This window comes from Zobellia uliginosa (assembly GCF_018860745.1).
In the GTDB taxonomy this organism is placed as follows: domain Bacteria; phylum Bacteroidota; class Bacteroidia; order Flavobacteriales; family Flavobacteriaceae; genus Zobellia; species Zobellia uliginosa_B.
Genome location: NZ_JAHKPY010000014.1, coordinates 779,905 through 801,067 on the forward strand (window position 1 = coordinate 779,905; position 21,163 = coordinate 801,067).

Genomic DNA, 21,163 nt, shown 5'->3' on the forward strand with positions numbered 1-21,163 from the left:
GCGTTATAAAACTAGATAATGAGACTAATATACTTTATTGCCCTTTGCTTTTTTTCATTTCAACTAAGCGCCCAAGATACGGGAAGCATTGTTGGTACACTTACCGATAAAGAAATGAATGATGACCCCCTGCCTTTTGCTAATGTAGTAATAAAAGGCACTACAACAGGTACTACCTCTGATTTTGATGGACTATATGAAATTGCCGGTGTTGAGCCAGGAACCTATGTGGTATCCTATAGTTATTTAGGGTACGAGACTGTAGATATTGCAGATGTAACTGTTGAGGCCGGGAAGGTGACAACAATTAATGTGCCAATGAGTGCGTCTGAAGGTGTATCGCTAGATGAGGTTGTAGTGACCACTACTGCGCGTAAAGATTCTGAAACGGCCCTTTTGTTGGATCAGAAGAAAGCAACGGAGATAAAAGAAAGTATAGGAGCAGTTGAGTTGGCTAAAATTGGCGTGTCCGATGCGGCTACGGCAACTACAAAGATATCCGGCGTTACCACTAGTGAAGCTTCCGGAGATGTATTTGTAAGAGGTTTAGGGGACAGATATTTGTCTACAACCTTAAATGGTCTGCCAATTCCCTCTGATGATATCGACAAAAAGAACATTAATCTTGGACTTTTTCCAACACGTGTACTTCAGAATGTAAGTATCAGCAAAACCTTTGCCGTTGATGGTTCTGCGGATGAGGCTTCGGGAGCTGTTAATATTACTTCTAGAGAACTTGCCGGTTCAAGTGAGCTTTCAATTGGAGTTTCTGGAGGAATAAACTCAAATGTAGCAAAAGACGGAGTCTACAATAACTTTAAAGTATCACCAAATTCAAAAAATACGGATTTTGGTTTTTATGATCAAAGTCTTAATGCGCAACAGTTAATTACTAGACAGGGTTGGAATACTTTGCAACAAGAAAATCCTATGGATTATTCTATGTCTATTGCCGCAGGTAAAAAGTTCGCGGATAAGCTTTCTGTTTTTCTTAGTGCATCACATTCACGTTCTTTTGAACATAGAGAAGGTTTGTTTAGACAATATCGTTCAAACTTTATTGATGATACGATTACGGATGCAACTACTTTCCGTAAGAAAATCGTGAACACGGGTCTTTTAGATATTACCTATTTGGCCAATGAGAAAAACAAAATTAAGTCCAGTACTTTTTTCGTAAACAAATTAGATGAGTCTGTCTTTGAAGGTGGCCGTAATGGTGAGGCAACTATTTTTGAAGAGACTGCTCCATCCGAAGGTTTGTTCCAATTCATAAGAGACCAGAATACTAAGCAGACCAGATTGTTGGTTACCCAGTTAATAGGTAGACACCAACTAGGAGAAAAGAATACGTTACATTGGGCGGGAGGTTACAACTTCTTAAAGGCTGATGAACCTAATCGTATTCGTAATGAGGTGAATTTTGACCCGGATGGTACTTTTGTTCAATTGGGTAGAAACGGAGGTTTTCAACAAAGAAAATCTAGTCAGAATATTGAGGATATAGAATATAGTGGTTACATCAAAGATGAATTAAAAATCATAGATGAAGAGACCAGAACTTTTAAAATGGATTTTGGAGTTTCTTACAGAAACAAGGAAAGAGATTTTAGTTCGGAATTTGTTGGTGTGGAAGAAAGAAGTACCAATGCTATAAATCCACCTTCTATAGATAACTTGGGAAGTATCTTCCGTCAATCTAATTTTGATTCCGGACTTTTGGAAATTAACCTGTTAGGGTCTAATGCAAATGGAGAAAGAAAAGACTTGTACTTGGGTACTCTAGATTCAAAAGCTGCATTCTTCGCCTTTAATGTGGGTCTTGATAAATGGAATTTTGATGCGGGAATCAGATATCAAAGCGATGAGATAAATGTAACCTATGACATTGGTAACCTTTCACCTAGAACAGGAGAAAGTAATCAAGATTATAGTAATTTCTATCCTAGTTTAAATATTAAGTATACTTTAAATGAGCTTCATGCATTACGTTTAGCAGTTAGCCGTACTATAACATTACCTGAGTTCAAGGAAATTGCACCATTCAGTTATGTGTCGCCTACAGGGCAGATTAGCCGTGGTAACCCAGATTTAATAGCTTCTAAAGATATCAACCTTGATCTTAAATGGGAGTATTTCCCTTCTGCTGGTCAATTGGTTTCTGTTGCTGCTTTCTATAAAGATATTTCCGATCCAATAAACAGAGTTAGGGAAACAGGTTCTGCCGGTATTTTCTCTTATTTCAACTCTGGTGAGAAAGCTGAAATTTTTGGTCTTGAAGCCGAAACAAAGTTAGATTTGGTGAAGCCAATATTTAATGATGACGACGGTTCAGAATCTGGATATGACCTTAATATGGTTCTTAACGTAACACGCATGTGGCACCAACAGGATCTTAAGGAAATATATAACGAAAACGGTACACTCGTAAGAAGTTTTCAATATAAAGGAATTACGGAGTCTGACCTGCAGGGTGCATCTGATTGGATTTTCAATACAAGTCTAAATTTTGAGGCCGCTACTGAAAATCCTTTTGCAGCTTCACTTACAGCCAATTACGCTTCCGATAAAATTTATTCTTTAGGAGTACCTACAGATCAGACCAACCGAGATATTTTTTATGATGATGCAGTTGTAGAAAAAGGATTTGTTGTTCTAAACGCCCTTATAAGTAAAGAGATAGGGGAGCATTTAAAGATTAGCCTTACGGGTCAAAACCTTTTAAACCCAAAAATTGAACAAACCCAGCTGGTGCGCAACCCAGTTACTGAAATTGAAACAGAACAGACTGTGCTTTCTTATACTACTGGTATGGATATTAGCCTAGGTCTTAGCTATAAATTTTAATTATTATCTAAATAAATAATCAAATCTTTAATCTTTAAAATGTTAATTATGAAATTGAAAACGAGAAACTTTGTAAAAGTTTTGGCAATGGTAGCCGCCATTACCTTTTCAAGTTGTAGTAGCGATGACAATGCTCCGGACGATGGACCTGATGCAACTGTACCTACTTGTACCGATGGAATTCAGAACGGTGATGAAACGGGTATTGACTGTGGTGGTGCTTGTGCGGCATGTGAGGCAACTGAAGAAGGAACTACTCTAACGGGAACATTAACAGAGGAGAGAACTCTAGATGCTACCAAGACCTATGATTTAGAAAAAAGCTATAGTATTGAAGCTGGTGGTAAATTAATTATTCCTGCAGGAACGGTAATTAACGCTACAGTTGAGTCTGGTGATGAAACTGAAACTTTTATCGTTGTTCAGAAAGGTGGTGAGATTGATGTTCAAGGTACAGCTGCTGCACCGGTAACAATGCAGTCTACAGGTGGCGAACCAGGACAATGGGGTGGTTTGGTAATCTTAGGAGATGCTACTACAACAGCTGGTATAGATGCTACTGCAGAGGTAAGTAACTTCAAGTATGGTGGTACTGCTGATGATGATAACTCAGGTTCTATAAAATACTTGATCATTAAGCATGCGGGTGCACAAATTAATGCTGAGTCTCAGTACAACGGTCTTACACTTTATGCTGTAGGTTCTGGAACTACTATTGACAATGTTGCAATGATAGATGGTGAGGATGATGGTGTTGAGTTCTTTGGTGGAACAGTTTCAGCATCTAACCTATACTTTGAGAATAACCAAGATGATTCTATTGACTGGACAGAAGGCTGGAACGGTACGGTTACAAATGCATACGTATTACATACAGAAGAAGGTTTCTCTACTGCTGTTGAAGCAGATAAGGATAACGGTAACCCTAAGTTGATAAACTTTACTGCTGTTTCAACTGTTGGTGGTACTGCTTTACAGTTTAAAGCTACTTCTGGTGCTACGATCACTGGTCTTTCTTTAAGCGGTTACGATACTTCAATTGATATGAAAGATGATGGTCCTTTGGCCAATGTAATTATCGAAGGTGAAGATGGTGATCCAGAAAACAGCTATAATGCTAATGCAACTGTTGATGTTGCCATATTTGACTGGGTTAATGCAGATGCCGTTGTAGGTGGAAGTAGTATCCTAACAGGAAACATAACTAGCGACCTTACATTGGACGCTTCTATAAGCTATCTTTTAACTACAAGCTTAAGTGTTGAGTCTGGTGCTACGCTAACTATTCCTGCTGGAACTAAAATCAGTGCTCAGGTTGAGTCTGGTGATGAAACTGAAACTTTTATCGTTGTTCAAAAAGGAGCTATGATTATGGTTGAGGGTACTGAAGAGAATCCAGTTATTATGACTTCTACGAATGGTAACGCTGGTGACTGGGGCGGTTTGGTCCTTTTAGGAGATGCTACTACAACAGCCGGTGTAGATGCTACTGCTGAGGTGAGTAACTTTAAGTACGGTGGTGCTGCAGATGATGATAATTCAGGTTCTATTAAATACTTGATTATTGAAAATGCAGGAGCACAGATAAACGCTGAGTCTCAATATAACGGTCTTACGCTCTATGCTGTAGGTTCTGGAACTACTATTGACAATGTTGCCATGATCGATGGTGATGATGACGGTGTTGAGTTCTTTGGTGGTACGGTTTCTGCTTCTAACCTTTACTTTGAGAATAATCAAGATGATTCTATTGACTGGACAGAAGGTTGGAACGGTACAGTTACAACTGCATATGTTCTTCACAATGTAGAAGGTTTTTCTACTGCTGTTGAAGCGGATAAAGCTAATGGTAACCCTAAATTGATTGACTTTACTGCTGTTTCAACAGTAGGAGGAACTGCTCTTCAGTTTAAAGCTACTTCTGGTGCTACTTTAACTAACGTTAGCCTTACAGGTTATGATACAAACGTTGATATGAAAGATGCTGGTCCTCTTGAAAATGTAATTGTTGATGAAACTGCACTTACATCTGCTGAGGACGATGTTTTCAACGGAACTGCCGTTGATGTTGCCATCTTTGATTGGGCTACAAAATAAAGAACTACATTAAGTTAAATGTATTTTAAACCCCGCAATAGCGGGGTTTTTTGTTTCCAATTAAATCATAAGCTCTTAATCGTTATCTAAACTTTTATATAAATCTTCTTTTTGTCCAGCCATAGACCAAGGCTCCAGCAAAATAACATAAAGACTATAGCAAAGGCAAAGGAGCCAAAGTAAGGACCAATCCAACTAAATCCTTTTTGATAAACATAACTGAATAGGCTTTGCTCACCATCAACACGAATAAAATGCATACCTATAGCTACGTATTCGGAGAGCAAATAAATGAATAATGGGTTTTTTCCAAAGATTTCAAAGAAGTTATAGTTAATCGGTTTTTTTACAAATTCTATAGTATAAATTAAGATGGATAATACCACAATGTCAAGGCCAACGGTAAGTACTACAAAAGAACTGCTCCATAGTTTCTTGTTTACCGGAAAACCAAGGTCCCACAAATAGGCAATGACTAGTAGACCCGCTCCTGCAAGTAACATCTTGGCAAGTTTTTCATAATTTATTCCTCCATCTATAATATACTTTCCTATGAGATAACCGCCCAGAACATTGCAAATAGAAGGTAAGGTACTCAATAGGCCTTCAGGGTCAAAAGGAATGCCGTTCCCCATATATAGATGGCTGTCACCAAGAATAAGACGGTCTACGGTTCTGGCAAAGTTTCCTTCTAAGGTGTAGTCTCCAAAGGCACTTAGTATGCCCCAATATCCTAAAAGTATTACCACAGACGCTATAATCAGTTGCTTGTTGGTTAAAAAGTATATCATCACCGCACCAATAAAATAACATAAAGCTATGCGCTGGAGTACCCCAAGAATGCGTGTTTCACTAAACGGTACGGCAGCAAGGTCACCGGTTTCTGTCCAAGAGACAAATGGAATCCAATACATGGTATATCCCAGTAGGAATATGATTAAAGTCCGTTTTGCTATTTTTTTAAAGACTTCGGATAAAGGCTTGTCCACCCATTTTGCCTTTACAAAAGCAAAGGCATTGCCAACCGCAAAGAGGAAAGAAGGAAAAACCAAATCGGTAGGGGTAAAGCCATGCCATTTGGCATGTAAAAGAGGTGAAAAGGTAGAGCTCCAGTCGCCAGGGGTATTAACAATAATCATTAGGCATACGGTTAATCCCCGGAATACATCGAGCGCTTTAAATCTTTTCATGGTCGGTTACTTTTAGTTATCCCCTAAGTTAAGCGCTTTAATTATTTTTTCAAATACATCGCTGTTTTCGTAGGTGCCTTGAAAATATTGGGAACGGGGCCCATACGCAAATATCGGCACCATTGTGGCCGTATGATCATAGGTTGTAAAAGTTCCTTCAATAATACTTTCCTTTAAATTGCCCTGTGGAATGGAAAAACCTCCGGTTTCGTGATCCGCCGTAACTATTACTAAAGTATTTCCAGAAGTGTCTGCAAATTTTATAGCTTCGGTAATGGCCTTGTCAAAGTCAATTCCTTCGGTAACTATACCACCAACGTTATTGCGGTGCCCGTTGCTATCTATTTGTGCCGCTTCTACCATTAAGAAAAATGGTGTGTTCTTGGAGTTTAAAAATTCAATGCCGTTTGTTGTTGCTTCGGCTAAGGCATTGCCCCTTCCGTTTAGTACGCCGGGTACACCTTCCACGGAAAGAAAATGTCCTAATTTATCAGCTGTATTAGCCCCAATCTCATTGATGTTTTTTACAAGGGTGAAATCTGTCTTTTTCCAATCGAATTCAAAATCTTCAGAACCACCACCTACAAAAAGAGAAAGTTTACTTTTCAATAGGTCATTGGCAATAAGCTCCGTATCAGAACGGTCTTTTTGATGGGAGAAGAACGAGGCTGGTGTAGCTCCAGTAACATGGTCAGTAGTAATTACGCCCGAAACAAAATTGTGTTTGGAGAGAAATTCGGGCATGTTTTCAATGGGTTCTCTATTAGGATTTAAACCAATAGCTCTATTGTAGGTCTTGGTGCCAGTAGCTAAAGCAGTACCTGCAGCAGCAGAATCTGTGGTAAAATCATCTGAAGATTGGGTTTTTATAAAACCGATACTTTTTAGTTGAGATAGGGTCAACTCACCTTCGTTGGCCAAAACAGCCGATGAAATCTGGTTAAGGCCATTCCCATCTCCAATAAGGAATATCACATTCTTTATAGGCATGTCTTTTTGGTCCGTAGCATAGGTTGGCTTGTATACTTCCGATTTAATTTCATTTTTATAGGTGCGCTGTACCATTGTATTTACATACGTAGTGGCCTTATGGGGCATATCGGTATTTATAATGTCTACGCCTAGATCAGAAAATGCTTTCCAGGCAGTTTTGGAATCTGGTGTGCCCCAAAAGCGGAAAGGTTTTTTTAGTGCATGTGCTTTTTTAATGGCTCCGGAGACTTTTTTATAGTCTTCCTCAGTAAGTCTGCCTTTTCCGTTCCATTCCGAAAAGTTTTTGAAGCTGACACTTACAAAAGCTACTTTTTGCCAATCATCAGAAGCTAGGTCACTTTCTAATTTTTGATGGTCAAAATAAATAAAGTGGGGATAGGAGTCATATGTTTTGGCATCAGGCCTGTGCCCGGAAATGACGATTTTTATATCGTGTCTAGAGGTGATTGTAGGATATTTTTTAAGAACTGCTAGTATCTTTTTTAACGTAGGTTCAGCATCTGATTTAATATCTAACATGAGCATAAGGCCGGATGGGTCGCCAATGTTGTTTTCTATGGCGTATTTTAAAGGCTCTAAGTAAAGGACCTGTAAGGTGTTGCCATCAATGATTTCAGCTTCGGTATGGGTGACATTTAGTTTTCCGTTCTTCAAAAAGACATCGGCCTCTATTATTTCTAGTCCGTTGGCATATGCCTTCCAAAACGGTACATTTTGTAGATAGTCATTATGCGAAAGAACCAGTATTTTTCGGTCTTTTTGTGCATTAAGTAAGGTGATGCAGAAAAGGGCGAATACAAAGGAATATTTTATTTTAAATCTATACATATTATAAAATTAATAAAAGGGTGCCCGATGAGGTAGCACCCTTTTTGTAAAAAACTCAACTAACAAACTATATTTAATACTACCACCCTTTATTTTGTGGAATTCCGGATGATTCAATTACTGTACTAGGTATTGGCCAAACGTGCATGTAGGAAGCATCAAAATTTCTAGCCGGCCAAACAATCTCTGAGGTGTACGGAGAGTCCGGGTTGGAACGATCTGTATAAATACGGCCGTATATTGGCTCAGCATAGGTAGCAGCGGCATCTCCCCAACGTACAAGATCAAAATGTCTGTTGGCAAATTCGCCGGCCAATTCTACTCGTCTTTCATGTTTTAAATCTTCCATAGTGGCATTGGTAATTGCAGGAAGACCCGCTCTTTCGCGAACCATATTCAATGGGACATCACCATTTTTTCCATCCATAATTAATGCTTCGGCTTTCATAAGTAAAACTTCCGCGTAGCGCATTAATGGAACATTGTATACTGTAGATGGGTCATCTCCATTACTGTTCAGATAAGTTCCGATAGGATTTTCGAACTGGAACTCATACATGTATTTGTTGAATTGAAACCCGGATAAAGAGTTCTCCGATTGGTATCTTCGGTCTTCTCCGAAAAAGGTAAAGTCATCGCCAAAGTTTAAAATGGTAACCGCCTTTCTAGCATCATCTGCTTCAAACTCATTGTACAATCCTTCGGAAGGCGTATAATAGCCCCAGCCATTATATTTACCCCAACCCTTGTTCTCTAGCATAACACCGGTTAGAATGCTGCCTTTGTCCACTCCGGAGTTTACGGACCAAATATATTCGCTGGTCCAATTGTTTAAATGACTGTGAAGTTCTCGGTAATCTTGTGATGGATTGCCCGTGTTGATCAATGCTCTGCCAGACCCGCTGTTGGTAACGGCATCTGCATGTTTAACCACCTCGGCATATCTAGAAGCATCATATTGTGCCCAGTATAAGTTGGTTTTGGCCATGTAGGCATAAGCAGCGTCTTTGTGCGGGCGACCGTAGTTTTCTGAAGAATAATCAGAAAATAGCGGTAGCAATTCGGCAGCTTTAATAAGATCTGCTTCTATCTGCTTGTAATTTTCAACAACACTGGCAGGTCTTGAGTAGCTGCCAGGCTCATCGTTCATGTTTTCTTCAGTAACAATAGGTACGCCTCCGTTATTTCCATCATCGCCATAAGTATGGGCTACCCAGAAATAACTGAAAGCACGCATAAAATAAGCTTCTCCTAAATATTGGTTTTTTAGGGTTTCGCTAATATCCATATTGGGTACATTTAGAATAACATCATTGGCACGACGTATTACTTTATAGCTATTGGGATAGCAAGTTGAGGTGTAACCGCCTTCGCCACCGGTGATATTAAAGTCTTTGATATTATCTGCAGAAGCTTTAATACGACCCGTAATCATATCGTCCGAAGCGTTAATGTACCAGAAGAAACCTCTAGAGAACATCTCTTGGTCGGTCATATAGGCGTACATACTGTTTACCGCTTCCGAGGCATCTTGCTCTGAGGTCCAAAAGTTAGCGTAAGATGTGCTTCCAAGCGGACTTACCTCTGTGAAATCGTCTGAGCATGTAATGAGGTTTAGACCTGCTAGACCTACTACCAAACTCATTGTTTTTATTCTATTGAATTTCATTTTTTAGTATTTTTTTGGTTAGAGCGATAATGATAAACCTGCAGTGATGGTTCTTGATAATGGGTATCGTGCAACATCTAATCCTTTGCCACCAACCTCAGGGTCAATACCTGTATAATCCGTTATCGTAAATAGGTTTTCTGCTGAAATGTAGAAACGTAGAGATGAGCCTGGCAGTAGGGAACGCATGATACTGTCGTCTATACTGTAGCCCAACGTAACGTTTTTCATTCTTAAATACGAAGCGTCTTCAAGATACCAGCTAGAGGCCAAACCAAAGTTCTGGTTGTCATCTTTAGTTGATAATCTAGGGGTTGTGGCACCGGCATTGGTAGTGGACCAAGCATTTAGCACTCTGTTGTCTAAATTGTAACCTGTTAATGAAGCGTTATAAGTAGAGAATTTATAGCCGTTGAAAACTTCAACTCCCGAAACTCCCTGGAACAGCATACCTAAATCAAAGTTCTTGTAATTGAGGTTCAAACCGAAGTTATATGTGAAATCCGGTTGGTAGCTATCGTAGAACACCTTGTCATTGTCATCTATTTTTCCATCGTCATTGCTATCGGTAAATTTAAAATCTCCCGGTTGTGCATTCGGCTGAATTAAAGCGCCATCTTTTGTATGTGCATCTATTTCGGCCTGATTTTGGAAAATGCCCACTTGCGGCACTACGTAAACCGAATATAGAGACCTACCAACTTCTGAACGATAGGGCCTTAATACACCTCTAACATTATCTGTATGAGCAATAAAATCTATACCACTTTTGTTGTAACCCTCAAGGTTTACCAGTTCATTATCTAGAACACTAGTATTGGCATTGACGGTAAAATCTAAATCACCGATTTTATTGGAATAACTGGCTGAGATTTCAAAACCATTATTTTTAACTTCACCACCGTTTACATCGGCAGCACTGGTACCTTGGTTAAGATCTTCAAGACCAGGAAGAATCATTCCCTTGGTTGATTTTTCGAAATAATCGAAAGTTAGGCTTAAGCTGTTGTTGAAAAGAGCTGCGTCCAGACCAAAGTTGATTGATTCAGATACTTCCCAATTTAAATCTGGGTTTGATTGTTTTCCAACATAAGCACCCTTTTCATCAAATGAAGCATCTTCGCCAATGGTCACTACCGTAGTGTTCAAAGGAACATCAAAAGAGTAATAGCCTACAGAATTGATATTACCTATTTGCCCCCATGAAGCCCTGAATTTTAAATCATTGATTGCAGTAACATTAAAGAACGATTCATCTGATAATCTCCAACCTACTGTAGCGGAAGGGAAGTTGTCCGCTTGGTTGTTTGTAGCCAAGCGAGAAGTCATATCCCTTCTGATACTGCCCGAAATAAAATAACGATTTTTGTAATTGTACATTACCCTTCCTATAGCGGATGTCAATGCATCTTCATACACTTGAGTACTAGGGTTCCGAATGACGGAGGCATTGGATAAATACTGATTAAATGCGTCTTCATTACTAAAACCTTCTCCTTTACTGGTTAGTTTTTCAAAATCAGTATGCTGAGAGGAATAGATGGCGGTAACATCAAGATTGTGGTCGCCAAATGACTTCTTGTAGCTTAGCTGATTGTCCCATACCCATCGGTTGGTTGTTGCGTTGCTCTGCTCCAGATAGTTGTTAGGGTTAGAACGCCCCAGCTCGGGTACTTTTGGCTGAAATCTTTTGTATTCAGAATTTGTATAGCTATAGGAATACGTTGTTTTGAAAGACAGACCACTGGCAATATCATACTCTAAAAAGACATTGGCATTTAAAAAGTTGGTGGGCGCAGTAGTTGTAGGTCTCAATAACAAGGCCAAAGGGTTATAAACATCCCCATACGCTCCGGCAAATTGTGATAAGTTTTCTGGTGCTACACCTGCAAAACTACCATCTGCATAACGTGTTGGAGAAGCAGAAGGCATATAAATTGCGTTTATAATAGTACCAGAATATGGGTTGTCTGTATTGGTACCTACAGCTTCGGTTCTTGAGAAATAAACGTTTTCGCCTATTTTAATTTTATCCGAAAGGTCAAAATCAGATTTCACTCTAAAATTGTAACGATCAGAACTTGTCCCTTCTAGAAGGCCATCTCTTTTAGTATATCCAAAAGAGGTTAGGTAATTCATGCTTTCACCTGCACCACTAATATTTACATTGGCGTTGTTGATGCCCGCAGGTCTAAAAATAGCATCTACCCAGTTGGTTCGGTTTACTTGCCCGTAAGGATTCTGTTCCGCATCGTGAGCAGATTGTCTTGGAGTTCCTGCGTTGTCAGCAGCCGTATTGTAAACTTGGGACTGTTGTTGTGCCGTTAGCGGTGTAGGTAGGTTTGTGGCTTCTTGAATACCGCCATAATAATCTACCGTTACGCGAGGCTTGCCTATTTCTCCTTTTTTGGTCTGTATTACGATAACTCCTGAAGCGGCTTGTGCTCCATAGATTGCAGCAGATGCGGCATCTTTCAACACGGATACCGAAGCAATATCATTAGGATTGATGGCTGGACCATAATAAGGAACACCATCTACTATGGTAAGTGGACTTTCGTTAGCGAAAGTTCCTAGTCCACGAATAACGACATTACCACTAGAGGTGGGGTCACCGCCTTGTGATAATACGGTTACACCGGCCACATTACCTTGTAAGAACTCGGTAACGTTAGACACCGGCCTAGAAGCAATGCTTTCTACATTGTTGACCGTGGCAATAGCTGTAGTTAAGTCGCCTTTTCTGGAGGAGCCGTAGCCTATAAGAACTACTTCATCTAGAAAGCTAGCCTCTTCGCTCAGAGATACGTTTAAGGTTTCTTCTCCAGTGAAGGCTACTTCTTTCGTAGCAAAGCCCAAAGAAGAAATTACGAGCGTTCCGTTTTCTTTGGATAGGTTCAATGAGAAATTGCCATCAAAATCTGTTGAGGTGCCTATTTGGGCATTTCCTTCTAATATAATTGATGCAGATGGAATAGGCATTCCGTCTATTTCGGAAACTACCGTTCCCTTTACTGTTACCTGCGAATAAGAAAAGGAAATACATCCTAATGCTATGAGCAGAGTTAAGTACACTTTTTTCATTTAAGTATTGTTTTTAATATTGGTTACAGGCCAAAAGTAGACGGAGGCACTGTTGAACTAGATGAAAAAGGAATCAGAAAGGTGTAATTATGACTCAAAAGAGGGGGTGAGTTGTTTCTTTTTGGTGCACTTTTGTTACAATAATTCTAGCGTAACCTTGTAATAATATCTAGATAACATTAAACCTGTGCGATTTTGGTCCGATATTCTTTTGGGCTACGCTCAAAATTTTTCTTGAAAAGGCGACTAAAATATTTTGGATCGTTAAAACCGCATTCCATACTTATCTCAGATATGTTTAAGGAGTGATTTTTGAGTAGATATTCTGCTTTTTGCAAACGCAGATTTATAATCACGTCAGAAGGAGACTGTTGCAATACTTCTTTAAAAGCTCTATAGCATTTGATCTTGGATACAAAAAGCATTTCTTGTAGCTTCTGAACGTTAAAAGAGGGGTCGTTCAGATTTTCGTTAATGAGAGTAAGTGCTTTTTTTGCCAGTTTTTGGTTAATAGATAAATTCTCATTTTCGGAAAACGGAGTATCAAAGAAAACCTGTTTTGTTTTGCTGTTTACATATTCCCTTCTGGTAGATGTAAGTTTCGTTAGCTTATTTAGGATAAAAGATTTACTTATGGGCAACTGAATAAAGGCGTCTACGCCCAGTTCTGTAGTTTGAATGCGTAGTACATGGTCTATGTCTTCCGATACATAGATTATAGGAAGGGAAATTTGCTTTGTGTTGTTCTTTATTATATGGAACAGTTGTAATAATTGTTCGTCTATGGCAGTGTTATAAAGAACCAAACAATGTATGTCTATATGATTAATGGCTGAGGCAATTGCCCCTGCCGTACGCTCAAAAACGAGATTATTTTCATTATCATCAAACAATTGTAGTGCGGGTAAATAATCATTATCGGTGCAAAAAACAAGTATGTTATTCTTGTCGGATGGTAGTTTTTGATTAAGATCGAGGTGCTTCCATAGTACCTCTTCTATTTTATTATTTTCAGTATCTACCACATTAACGGGTAGATTCACGGAAATTGTGAGGTTGTTGTTATTGCTGACGGAAATACTCCCGTTCATTGCTGTAAGTAGGGTATTGGCAGCTTTGTAATACGGGCTGTAATGCTGTATGCTAAAAAAATTATCAGTAATAACCTTGCTATCGGATTCAATAAGAAGTTCTAAAGACTCGCCTTTTGTTCGGACGCCCACTTTTAAATAACTGTTTTTGGAAATGTACTTGAGAATGTCGTTAAAAAGATATTTGAAAAACAGCTTAAAGCGCAGGGAGTCTAACTCAACCCATTGGTCTTCTATATTTATGGAATAATCCAAGTTTACTTTTGATTTCTTAGCATGCACTGAGAGTCCGTCAACAAGTATTTTTATCGTCTGTTTTATTTTGGTGGCCGATTTTTTGAGTTTCCCTATATCTTTTGAATTGGTAAGATAATCCCATTCGGAAAGCAACGTGATCAACTTGCTGGATTCATTATTGATATTATGTTTTACCAACTCGTGTTCGGTCAGTTCTTTTGAACTTTCTATAATTTTAGAGACCGGTTCTTTAAACTCCGATAGGACAAAGGTTTTGAACTTTTCAATTTCAAAATCTTCATTTTTAAGTTGGTGATAAGAGTTTAGGAGCTCTTCCCTTTGTCGGTTTATTTCCTTGTTTTTTTCGTCTAAGGTATGATTTACCTTAATTAAGCGTTCTTTTTGCCGATTTATGGTTTCGGTTCTTTCTTCTATTTTAAGTTCTAGTTTTTTCTGGTTTTTTGCGATATTCCGGTTTCTGAACAAAACCCATAAAGTAAAGGCTAAAAGAGAGGTGACCAACAATAGAAGATAAAACCATGTGGTTTTATAAAATGGTTTTTTAATGATTATAGGTATGCTTTTAAAGGCTATGTCTTTGGCAAGGGAGTTTCTTACTTCAAAAACATATTCTCCGTCTGGCAAGTCTGTATAATGCACTAGGTCTCCCGTGAAAGTTTGAAAATCGGTATCAAAACCTACTAGTTTGTAAAGCACCTTATTGTTTGGGTCATCGGTAAATACCACTGGTTCAATTTTTACATCAATTGAATTGTTGTTGTAGTTCTTGGTGATACCAGTAGAAAAATCGTTAGTATTATCAATATGGACTTTTAGTTTAGGGAGTTCTTTGGTAATGTTCAAGGTAGCGGGCGAGAAGTGATTTAGTCCATTTATTCCGGCAAAGAACATAGTGCCCTTTCGATCTTGATAATAGGCACCTTCAGAGAATTCCCTAGCTTGCCATCCTTCATCCATGTTCAAAGACGTTACTGAAAAATTATTTCTGTCAACCACGGCTATACCTTTAGTAGTACTCACCCAGACCTTGTCACTGTCTAAAAGCAGCCCATAAACCATGTGGCTCGGTAAGCCTTCTTTTTCTGTAATGTTATGGATAAGCTGGTCCTTTTTATCATAGATGCTAATACCCCCAAGGCTTGCAATCCAATAGTATCCAGATTGTTTGTCCTTAAATGAAGAATAGATACTGTTGCCCAAAACACCATCTTTTACAGTAATATTTTTTAGAGCTCCGGTTAAGGTATTCAAGATAAGTAGACCTTCGTTTTCGGTACTGATCAAGAGTTCGTCAGTATCATATTCTATGTTTCTAATTTTGTAGGGCTTCAATTTTTCTTGCCCTTTGAAAAATTGAAATCGGTTTGTTTTTAAGTTGAACTTGGCCGCTCCGCCCCAACAAGCTATCCAAAGGTTGTTTTGGTTATCTTCTTGAAAAGAATAGTTCCTATCATTGGGGAGTTCTGCAATGTTTTTTGATTCGTAAAGCTCGTAACGTCCATTTTTTATTCGAATAATACCAGCATAGGTACCTACCCAAATCTCTCCTGCTTTTGTAGTGTATAGTGATCGAATACGTTCCCAATCTGAATTTATAATCGCTTCGCGAATGTTGTATTTAACAAAACATTTTTTTTCTTGGTCAAAATATAAGATACCTTTTGTGTAATAGCCCAACCAGATACGGTTGTCAAAATCTGTGGTAATCGCGCGTATAGTTTCGTTGGGTAGATGGGGGAATTTGTTGGGGTGTGGTATAATGGTGGTAACCTTATCAGAACCGGTATAGGCCATGCTTAATCCACCATCTTTATGACCAAGCCAAATGTTTCCAAAATCGTCTTCGTATATTCTTTCTACTTCATCGCTATTAAAGCTGTGAGGGTCATATAGGTCATGAAAGTAATGATCTATTTGTTCGTTGTCACGGTTGTTCGTAGTATTAGGAATGATATAAACCCCGTTACGCCTTGTGGCATACCAGATATGTCCTGATTTATCTTTAAAAACGTCATTGATAATAGTATTGGGGTATTTATTGAGCAAAATTCCTTGGAGTATGCTCTCATCTTCTTTTTTTTCTTCAAAAAACTCGGACTCCACGAATTTACCTTCTACAAATTCATAGTTGGTCCTGCCGGTTTTTATCCCAATAGTACCATTTTGGGTAAGCACTAAATATTGGGGTGTATCATTAAAAGTAAAATTTTGAAAATTATTGTCGCCAATATATTTGCTTACTTTTTTGTCTTTGGTGAGTATCCAAATGTTGCCCTTTTTATCTTTTTTTAATCGCTCTATATTGTTGCCGGCTATAGAATTGGAGGTTTTCAAATCATGTTTGTAAACGGTAAACGTATTTCCGTTATAGCTGTTTAATCCGTCCCATGTGGCAATCCATAATACGCCATCGTTATCGCTAATAATATCGGTAATAGAGTTGTTTGATAGTCCATCGTTTGTGCTAAGCGTTTTAAATTTTATATTCTGTCCAGAGATAAAGTTGCTGAAGAGCAGTATTAAAAAAATAAAAAATAGCGGTCTCATTATGGGTAGATATAGCACAATAGTAGTTGGTGTGCTAAAATAGTAAATCAATGTTATGGGAATGGGTCGTATATTTTGTGTTTAGGTTATGAAATATCTGTTCAGACAGAGTATTAACTCACCCCAATCCTCGCATTTCAAAATTTAACATACAAGTTTTTGGATATAATCCAAATAATAGGAAATATTCCATAATTTAGCATTGTTGTTTCAATGCAGTTATGGAAAAAACCATTTTACATTTAGACCTTGATACGTTTTATGTATCCGTAGAGCGGCTCATCAATAGCGATTTGATGCATAAGCCGCTACTTGTTGGGGGGCTTAGTGATAGGGGTGTAGTAGCTGCCTGTAGTTATGAAACCCGTGGGTATGGTGTGCATTCCGGTATGCCTATGAAAATGGCGAAAGAGCTTTGCCCGGAAGCTATTGCAATAAGAGGTAATGCGGGAACCTATAGTAAACACTCAGATGTTGTAACGGAAATCATACAAGAGCAGGTACCTCTTTTTGAAAAATCCAGTATAGATGAATTCTATGCGGATCTCACCGGAATGGACCGCTTTTTTGGTTCTTATAAATATGCTTCAGAGTTGAGACGACGCATTATTAGAGAAACGGGATTACCTATTTCCTTTGGGCTATCAGCAAATAAGGTGGTTTCTAAGGTGGCCACGGGTGAAGCAAAACCCAGTAATCAACTAAAAATAGATTACGGATTCGAGAAACCTTTCTTAGCGCCTTTATCCATAAAAAAAATACCAATGGTAGGCGATAAAACCTATCAGACCCTTAGGAATTTGGGGCTTCGTAAAATTCATACTGTTCAGGAAATGCCCATAGAAGTCATGCGGAATGTATTAGGGAAAAACGGAACGGTTATTTGGAAACGTGCTAATGGGTTGGATAATACTCCGGTAATACCATTCTGTGAACGTAAATCTATTTCTACGGAGCGCACGTTCGATAAGGATACCATAGACGTAAACATGTTACGGGGTATTCTAATTGCGATGACCGAGAATCTAGCCTATCAACTACGGCGTGGTGAAAAACTTACCGCTTGTATTGCGGTAAAGATTAGGTATTCAGATTTTAATACCTACTCAAAACAATTGCGAATACCCTATACCAGTGGCGACCATATTCTGATTCCTAAAATACTGGATCTATTTAAAACACTATATAACCGGAGGTTGCTGGTGCGGCTGATCGGTATTCGGTTTAGCCATTTGGTAGGGGGTAATTACCAGATTAATCTTTTTGATGATACAGAAGAGGCGCTAAACCTATATGATGCCATGGATAGGATTAGGAATAGATATGGCGATAAAAGTGTCATAAGGGCTTCGGCCATGGGTGCACGTAGTATTGGGCGAATGCAGAATCCGTTCGATGGTCGCCCTCCGGTTGTACTGGCCCATAGAAAACAATAAGTACCCATTAGAATGCTAGTGGTTTTTCAGTTTGAAGAATCAAACCCAATTTTTAACCATTAACCACAAACCAATTTGTATTTAAACTGCCATACCTATTATAGTCTGCGTTACGGTACGTTTTCCGAAACGGAACTCTTGCATTTGGCACAGGCCAATCATATAACCCAATTGGTTTTGACAGATATTAATAATACGTCGGCCGGGCTTAATTTTGTTAGAAAAGCTTCGGAGTATAATGTCAAACCTATTTTGGGAATCGACTTCAGAAATGGAGTAGATCAATGTTTTGTGGGTATTGCTAAAAACAACGAAGGGTATTTAGAGCTCAATAATTTTCTGTCAAGGCATTTGCATGAAAAAAAAGAGATACCCGTAGCAGCGCCTAAGTTTGAACATGCCTATGTGGTGTACCCTTTTGAGAAAGTGGTAGAAAACAACATGTCCATTTTTACCGAAAATGAATTTATTGGTATATCTATTTCTGATTTAAGGCGATTGCCCTTTTCAAAAATATTGAACTTGAAAGATAAACTGGTGGTACAACAGCCAGTTACATTTCGAAATAAAGGAGATTTCAATGCGCATAGATTATTGCGAGCTATAGATAATAATTGCTTGTTGAGTAAATTGGATAAGACCGAAGAAGGCAACGAAGAAGAAAAAATGTTTCCCATTCAAAACCTGGCAATGGTCTTTTCTGAATACCCCTTTATTCTTGAGAACACAGAACGCTTAATGAACGCCTGTTCCATTTCTTTTGATTTTTCAGTTGATAGGTCTCCTCAAAACCAAAAAACCTATTTAGGTAGTAAAGAAGAAGATGAGGTGCTTTTGGAAAAGCTTTGTAACGAGGGTTTGCCTTATAGATATGAAACGGTTGATCAGGATATATTGGATCGTGTGAGCAAAGAGTTAACGCTTATTAAAAGCATGGGATTTGTGTCTTACTTTTTACTTAATTGGGATATTGTTTCTCATGCACGTAAACAAGGTTTTTTCTATGTGGGTCGTGGTAGTGGAGCCAATAGCATTGTGGCATATTTGCTTCGCATAACAGATGTAGATCCCATGGAACTGGATTTGTACTTTGAGCGATTCATCAATTTATATCGTGCTAATCCGCCAGATTTTGATATTGATTTTTCGCATCGGGATCGGCCGGAAATGACCAAATACATTTTTAATCGCTTTAAAAATGTAGCCTTGTTGGGTACCTATGTGACCTTCAAAGAAAGGGGTGTTATTCGGGAATTGGGAAAGGTATTTGGCTTGCCAAAAAGTGAAATAGATTTACTTTGTGAGGGCAGATTAGATGTGTCTAGACTTGATGAGGTGGCGCGTTTGGTTTTAAAGTACGGCCGTTTGATCAAAGACATGCCCAATTACCTGAGCATACATGCTGGAGGTATTTTAATCAGTGAAAAACCCTTGCATTACTTCTCGGCAACGCACTTACCTCCAAAAGGATTTCCGACCGTACAGTTTGATATGGTCATAGCGGAAGACGTAGGTTTATTCAAATTCGATATTCTTGGGCAGCGCGGACTCGCCAAAATACGGGAAGCGCTGGATATTATTGTATATAACCAACCTGAAAAAAAGGATACGTTCGATATTCATAATATCAAAAAAATAAAGACTGATGGGTCGGTTAATAACCTAGTGAAGACTGCGCAGTGTATGGGGTGTTTTTATGTGGAATCTCCTGCAATGCGTATGCTTTTAAAGAAATTAGAGGTCGATAATTATTTGGGTTTGGTCGCTGCCAGTTCTATTATTAGACCTGGTGTGGCCAAAAGCGGAATGATGCGCGAGTATATTTTGCGGCATCGTAATCCGGGTAGAACGGAAGAGAAAGCGCACCCTGTTTTGCTAAGTATTATGCCAGAGACATATGGGGTTATGGTGTACCAAGAAGACGTTATAAAAGTAGCGCACCATTTTGCCGATTTGGATTTGGGCGAGGCCGATGTACTCCGCCGTGGAATGAGCGGAAAATTCAGATCACGAGAAGAGTTTCAAAAAGTAAAAGACAAGTTTATAGATAATTGTAGGCGAAAGGGTGAGAGTGATGACGTTATTTTTGAGATATGGGAGCAGATTGCAAGTTTTGCCGGGTATGCTTTTGCCAAAGGGCATTCTGCTTCGTACGCTGTAGAGAGTTATCAGACGCTGTTTTTACGGGCATATTTCCCATTGGAATATATGGTGGCCGTACTCAACAATGGCGGCGGATTTTATCGTCCTGAATTTTATGTGCACGAGGTGCGTATGTTGGGTGGTACGGTACATCCGCCGTGTGTTAATAGGAGCCATTATGCAAATGCTATCTATGGAACCGATGTTTTTATAGGTTTTGGTTTTTTACGGGAATTAGAAAGTAGAGTAGTGGAACGCATTTTAAAAGAGCGCGCTGGCAACGGTCCTTTTTTGTCTTTGGAAGATTTTTTAGATCGTGTGCTTATTTCTGTGGAACAGGTAGATGTACTTATTCGTATAAATGCATTTCGATTTACGACTGTCAACAAACACGAGTTGTTATGGAAAGCCTATTTTTTTCTTAGTAAGGGAAAAAAGATAGACCACCCAAAACTCTTCCCGCCCAAACATCAAGATTTTAAGATTCCGGAGTTGTATACCACTCATTTGGAGATGGCATTTACCCAGTTAGAACTACTAGGTTTTTGTTTGTGCAGTCCGTTTGAACTGTTGGCTGAACCTCCAAAAAATAATAAGGGAAGCAAAGATCTTGAAAAATATCTTAATCGTCATATAGATATTTACGGGTATTTGATAACGGTTAAGCATACAAGAACACATACAGGAAAACCCATGCATTTTGCTACTTTGGTAGATCAACATGGGCAGGTTTTTGATACGGTCCTCTTTCCTCCGGTAGCCGCTAAATATAATTTTCGGGGTAAAGGTATTTATCGGTTTTATGGTAAAGTGGTCAGTGAATTTGGGTTTCTGAGTATTGAGGTTATAAAAATGCAAAAGCAAGATTATGTTCAAGATCCAAGATATGCAGATATGAAAACGAGTACGAAGGTGTTTGAAAATAAAAAAGCGGAGGCTAAACGAAGTACATAAATGATACTAAAGTGGGCAAATTTAAGT

9 protein-coding genes are annotated in these 21,163 nt (G+C 38.8%); 4 read left to right on the forward strand and 5 right to left on the reverse strand.

Translation table 11 applies throughout. The annotated features are described in order from the left end of the window. The first annotated feature begins 18 nt into the window (after positions 1-18). Both KO521_RS18245 and KO521_RS18250 read left to right on the forward strand, forming a co-directional pair. Entirely contained in the window at positions 19-2,847 is a 2,829-nt protein-coding gene (locus KO521_RS18245; protein WP_215941336.1) for a TonB-dependent receptor, read from the forward strand. A 48-nt stretch (positions 2,848-2,895) separates the two neighbouring features. Then, positions 2,896-4,944, forward strand: a complete 2,049-nt coding sequence (locus KO521_RS18250; RefSeq protein ID WP_252730102.1) for a hypothetical protein — start codon at positions 2,896-2,898, stop codon at positions 4,942-4,944. 86 nt (positions 4,945-5,030) lie between these two features. On the opposite strand, the gene KO521_RS18255 is transcribed toward KO521_RS18250, so the two are convergent. The 5 genes from KO521_RS18255 to KO521_RS18275 all read right to left on the reverse strand — a co-directional run bounded on the left by KO521_RS18255 (position 5,031) and on the right by KO521_RS18275 (position 16,604). Further along, positions 5,031-6,134 (reverse strand): acyltransferase family protein, encoded by a 1,104-nt coding sequence (locus KO521_RS18255; protein ID WP_215941337.1) that lies wholly within the window; start codon positions 6,132-6,134, stop codon positions 5,031-5,033. Between the two features lie 12 nt (positions 6,135-6,146). Then, entirely contained in the window at positions 6,147-7,955 is a 1,809-nt protein-coding gene (locus KO521_RS18260) for an alkaline phosphatase (protein ID WP_215941338.1), read from the reverse strand. Positions 7,956-8,034: 79 nt separating this feature from the next. Continuing rightward, on the reverse strand, positions 8,035-9,624 hold the full coding sequence (locus tag KO521_RS18265; RefSeq protein ID WP_215941339.1) for a RagB/SusD family nutrient uptake outer membrane protein: 1,590 nt from the start codon (positions 9,622-9,624) through the stop codon (positions 8,035-8,037). Between the two features lie 18 nt (positions 9,625-9,642). After that, positions 9,643-12,708: a SusC/RagA family TonB-linked outer membrane protein gene (locus tag KO521_RS18270; RefSeq protein WP_215941340.1), complete on the reverse strand. Its 3,066-nt coding sequence runs from the start codon at positions 12,706-12,708 to the stop codon at positions 9,643-9,645. 179 nt (positions 12,709-12,887) lie between these two features. Further along, positions 12,888-16,604 carry an AraC family transcriptional regulator gene (locus tag KO521_RS18275; RefSeq protein ID WP_215941341.1) on the reverse strand — a complete coding sequence of 1,239 codons (3,717 nt, stop codon included), beginning with the start codon at positions 16,602-16,604 and terminating at the stop codon, positions 12,888-12,890. A gap of 221 nt (positions 16,605-16,825) precedes the next feature. On the opposite strand from KO521_RS18275, the gene KO521_RS18280 reads away from it, so the two are divergent. Together KO521_RS18280 and KO521_RS18285 are read left to right on the forward strand one after the other, a co-directional pair. Next, positions 16,826-18,040, forward strand: coding sequence for a DNA polymerase Y family protein (locus tag KO521_RS18280; protein ID WP_215941342.1), 1,215 nt, complete (start codon positions 16,826-16,828; stop codon positions 18,038-18,040). A gap of 75 nt (positions 18,041-18,115) precedes the next feature. Beyond that, positions 18,116-21,136: a DNA polymerase III subunit alpha gene (locus KO521_RS18285; RefSeq protein ID WP_215941343.1), complete on the forward strand. Its 3,021-nt coding sequence runs from the start codon at positions 18,116-18,118 to the stop codon at positions 21,134-21,136. Positions 21,137-21,163: the final 27 nt, after the last annotated feature.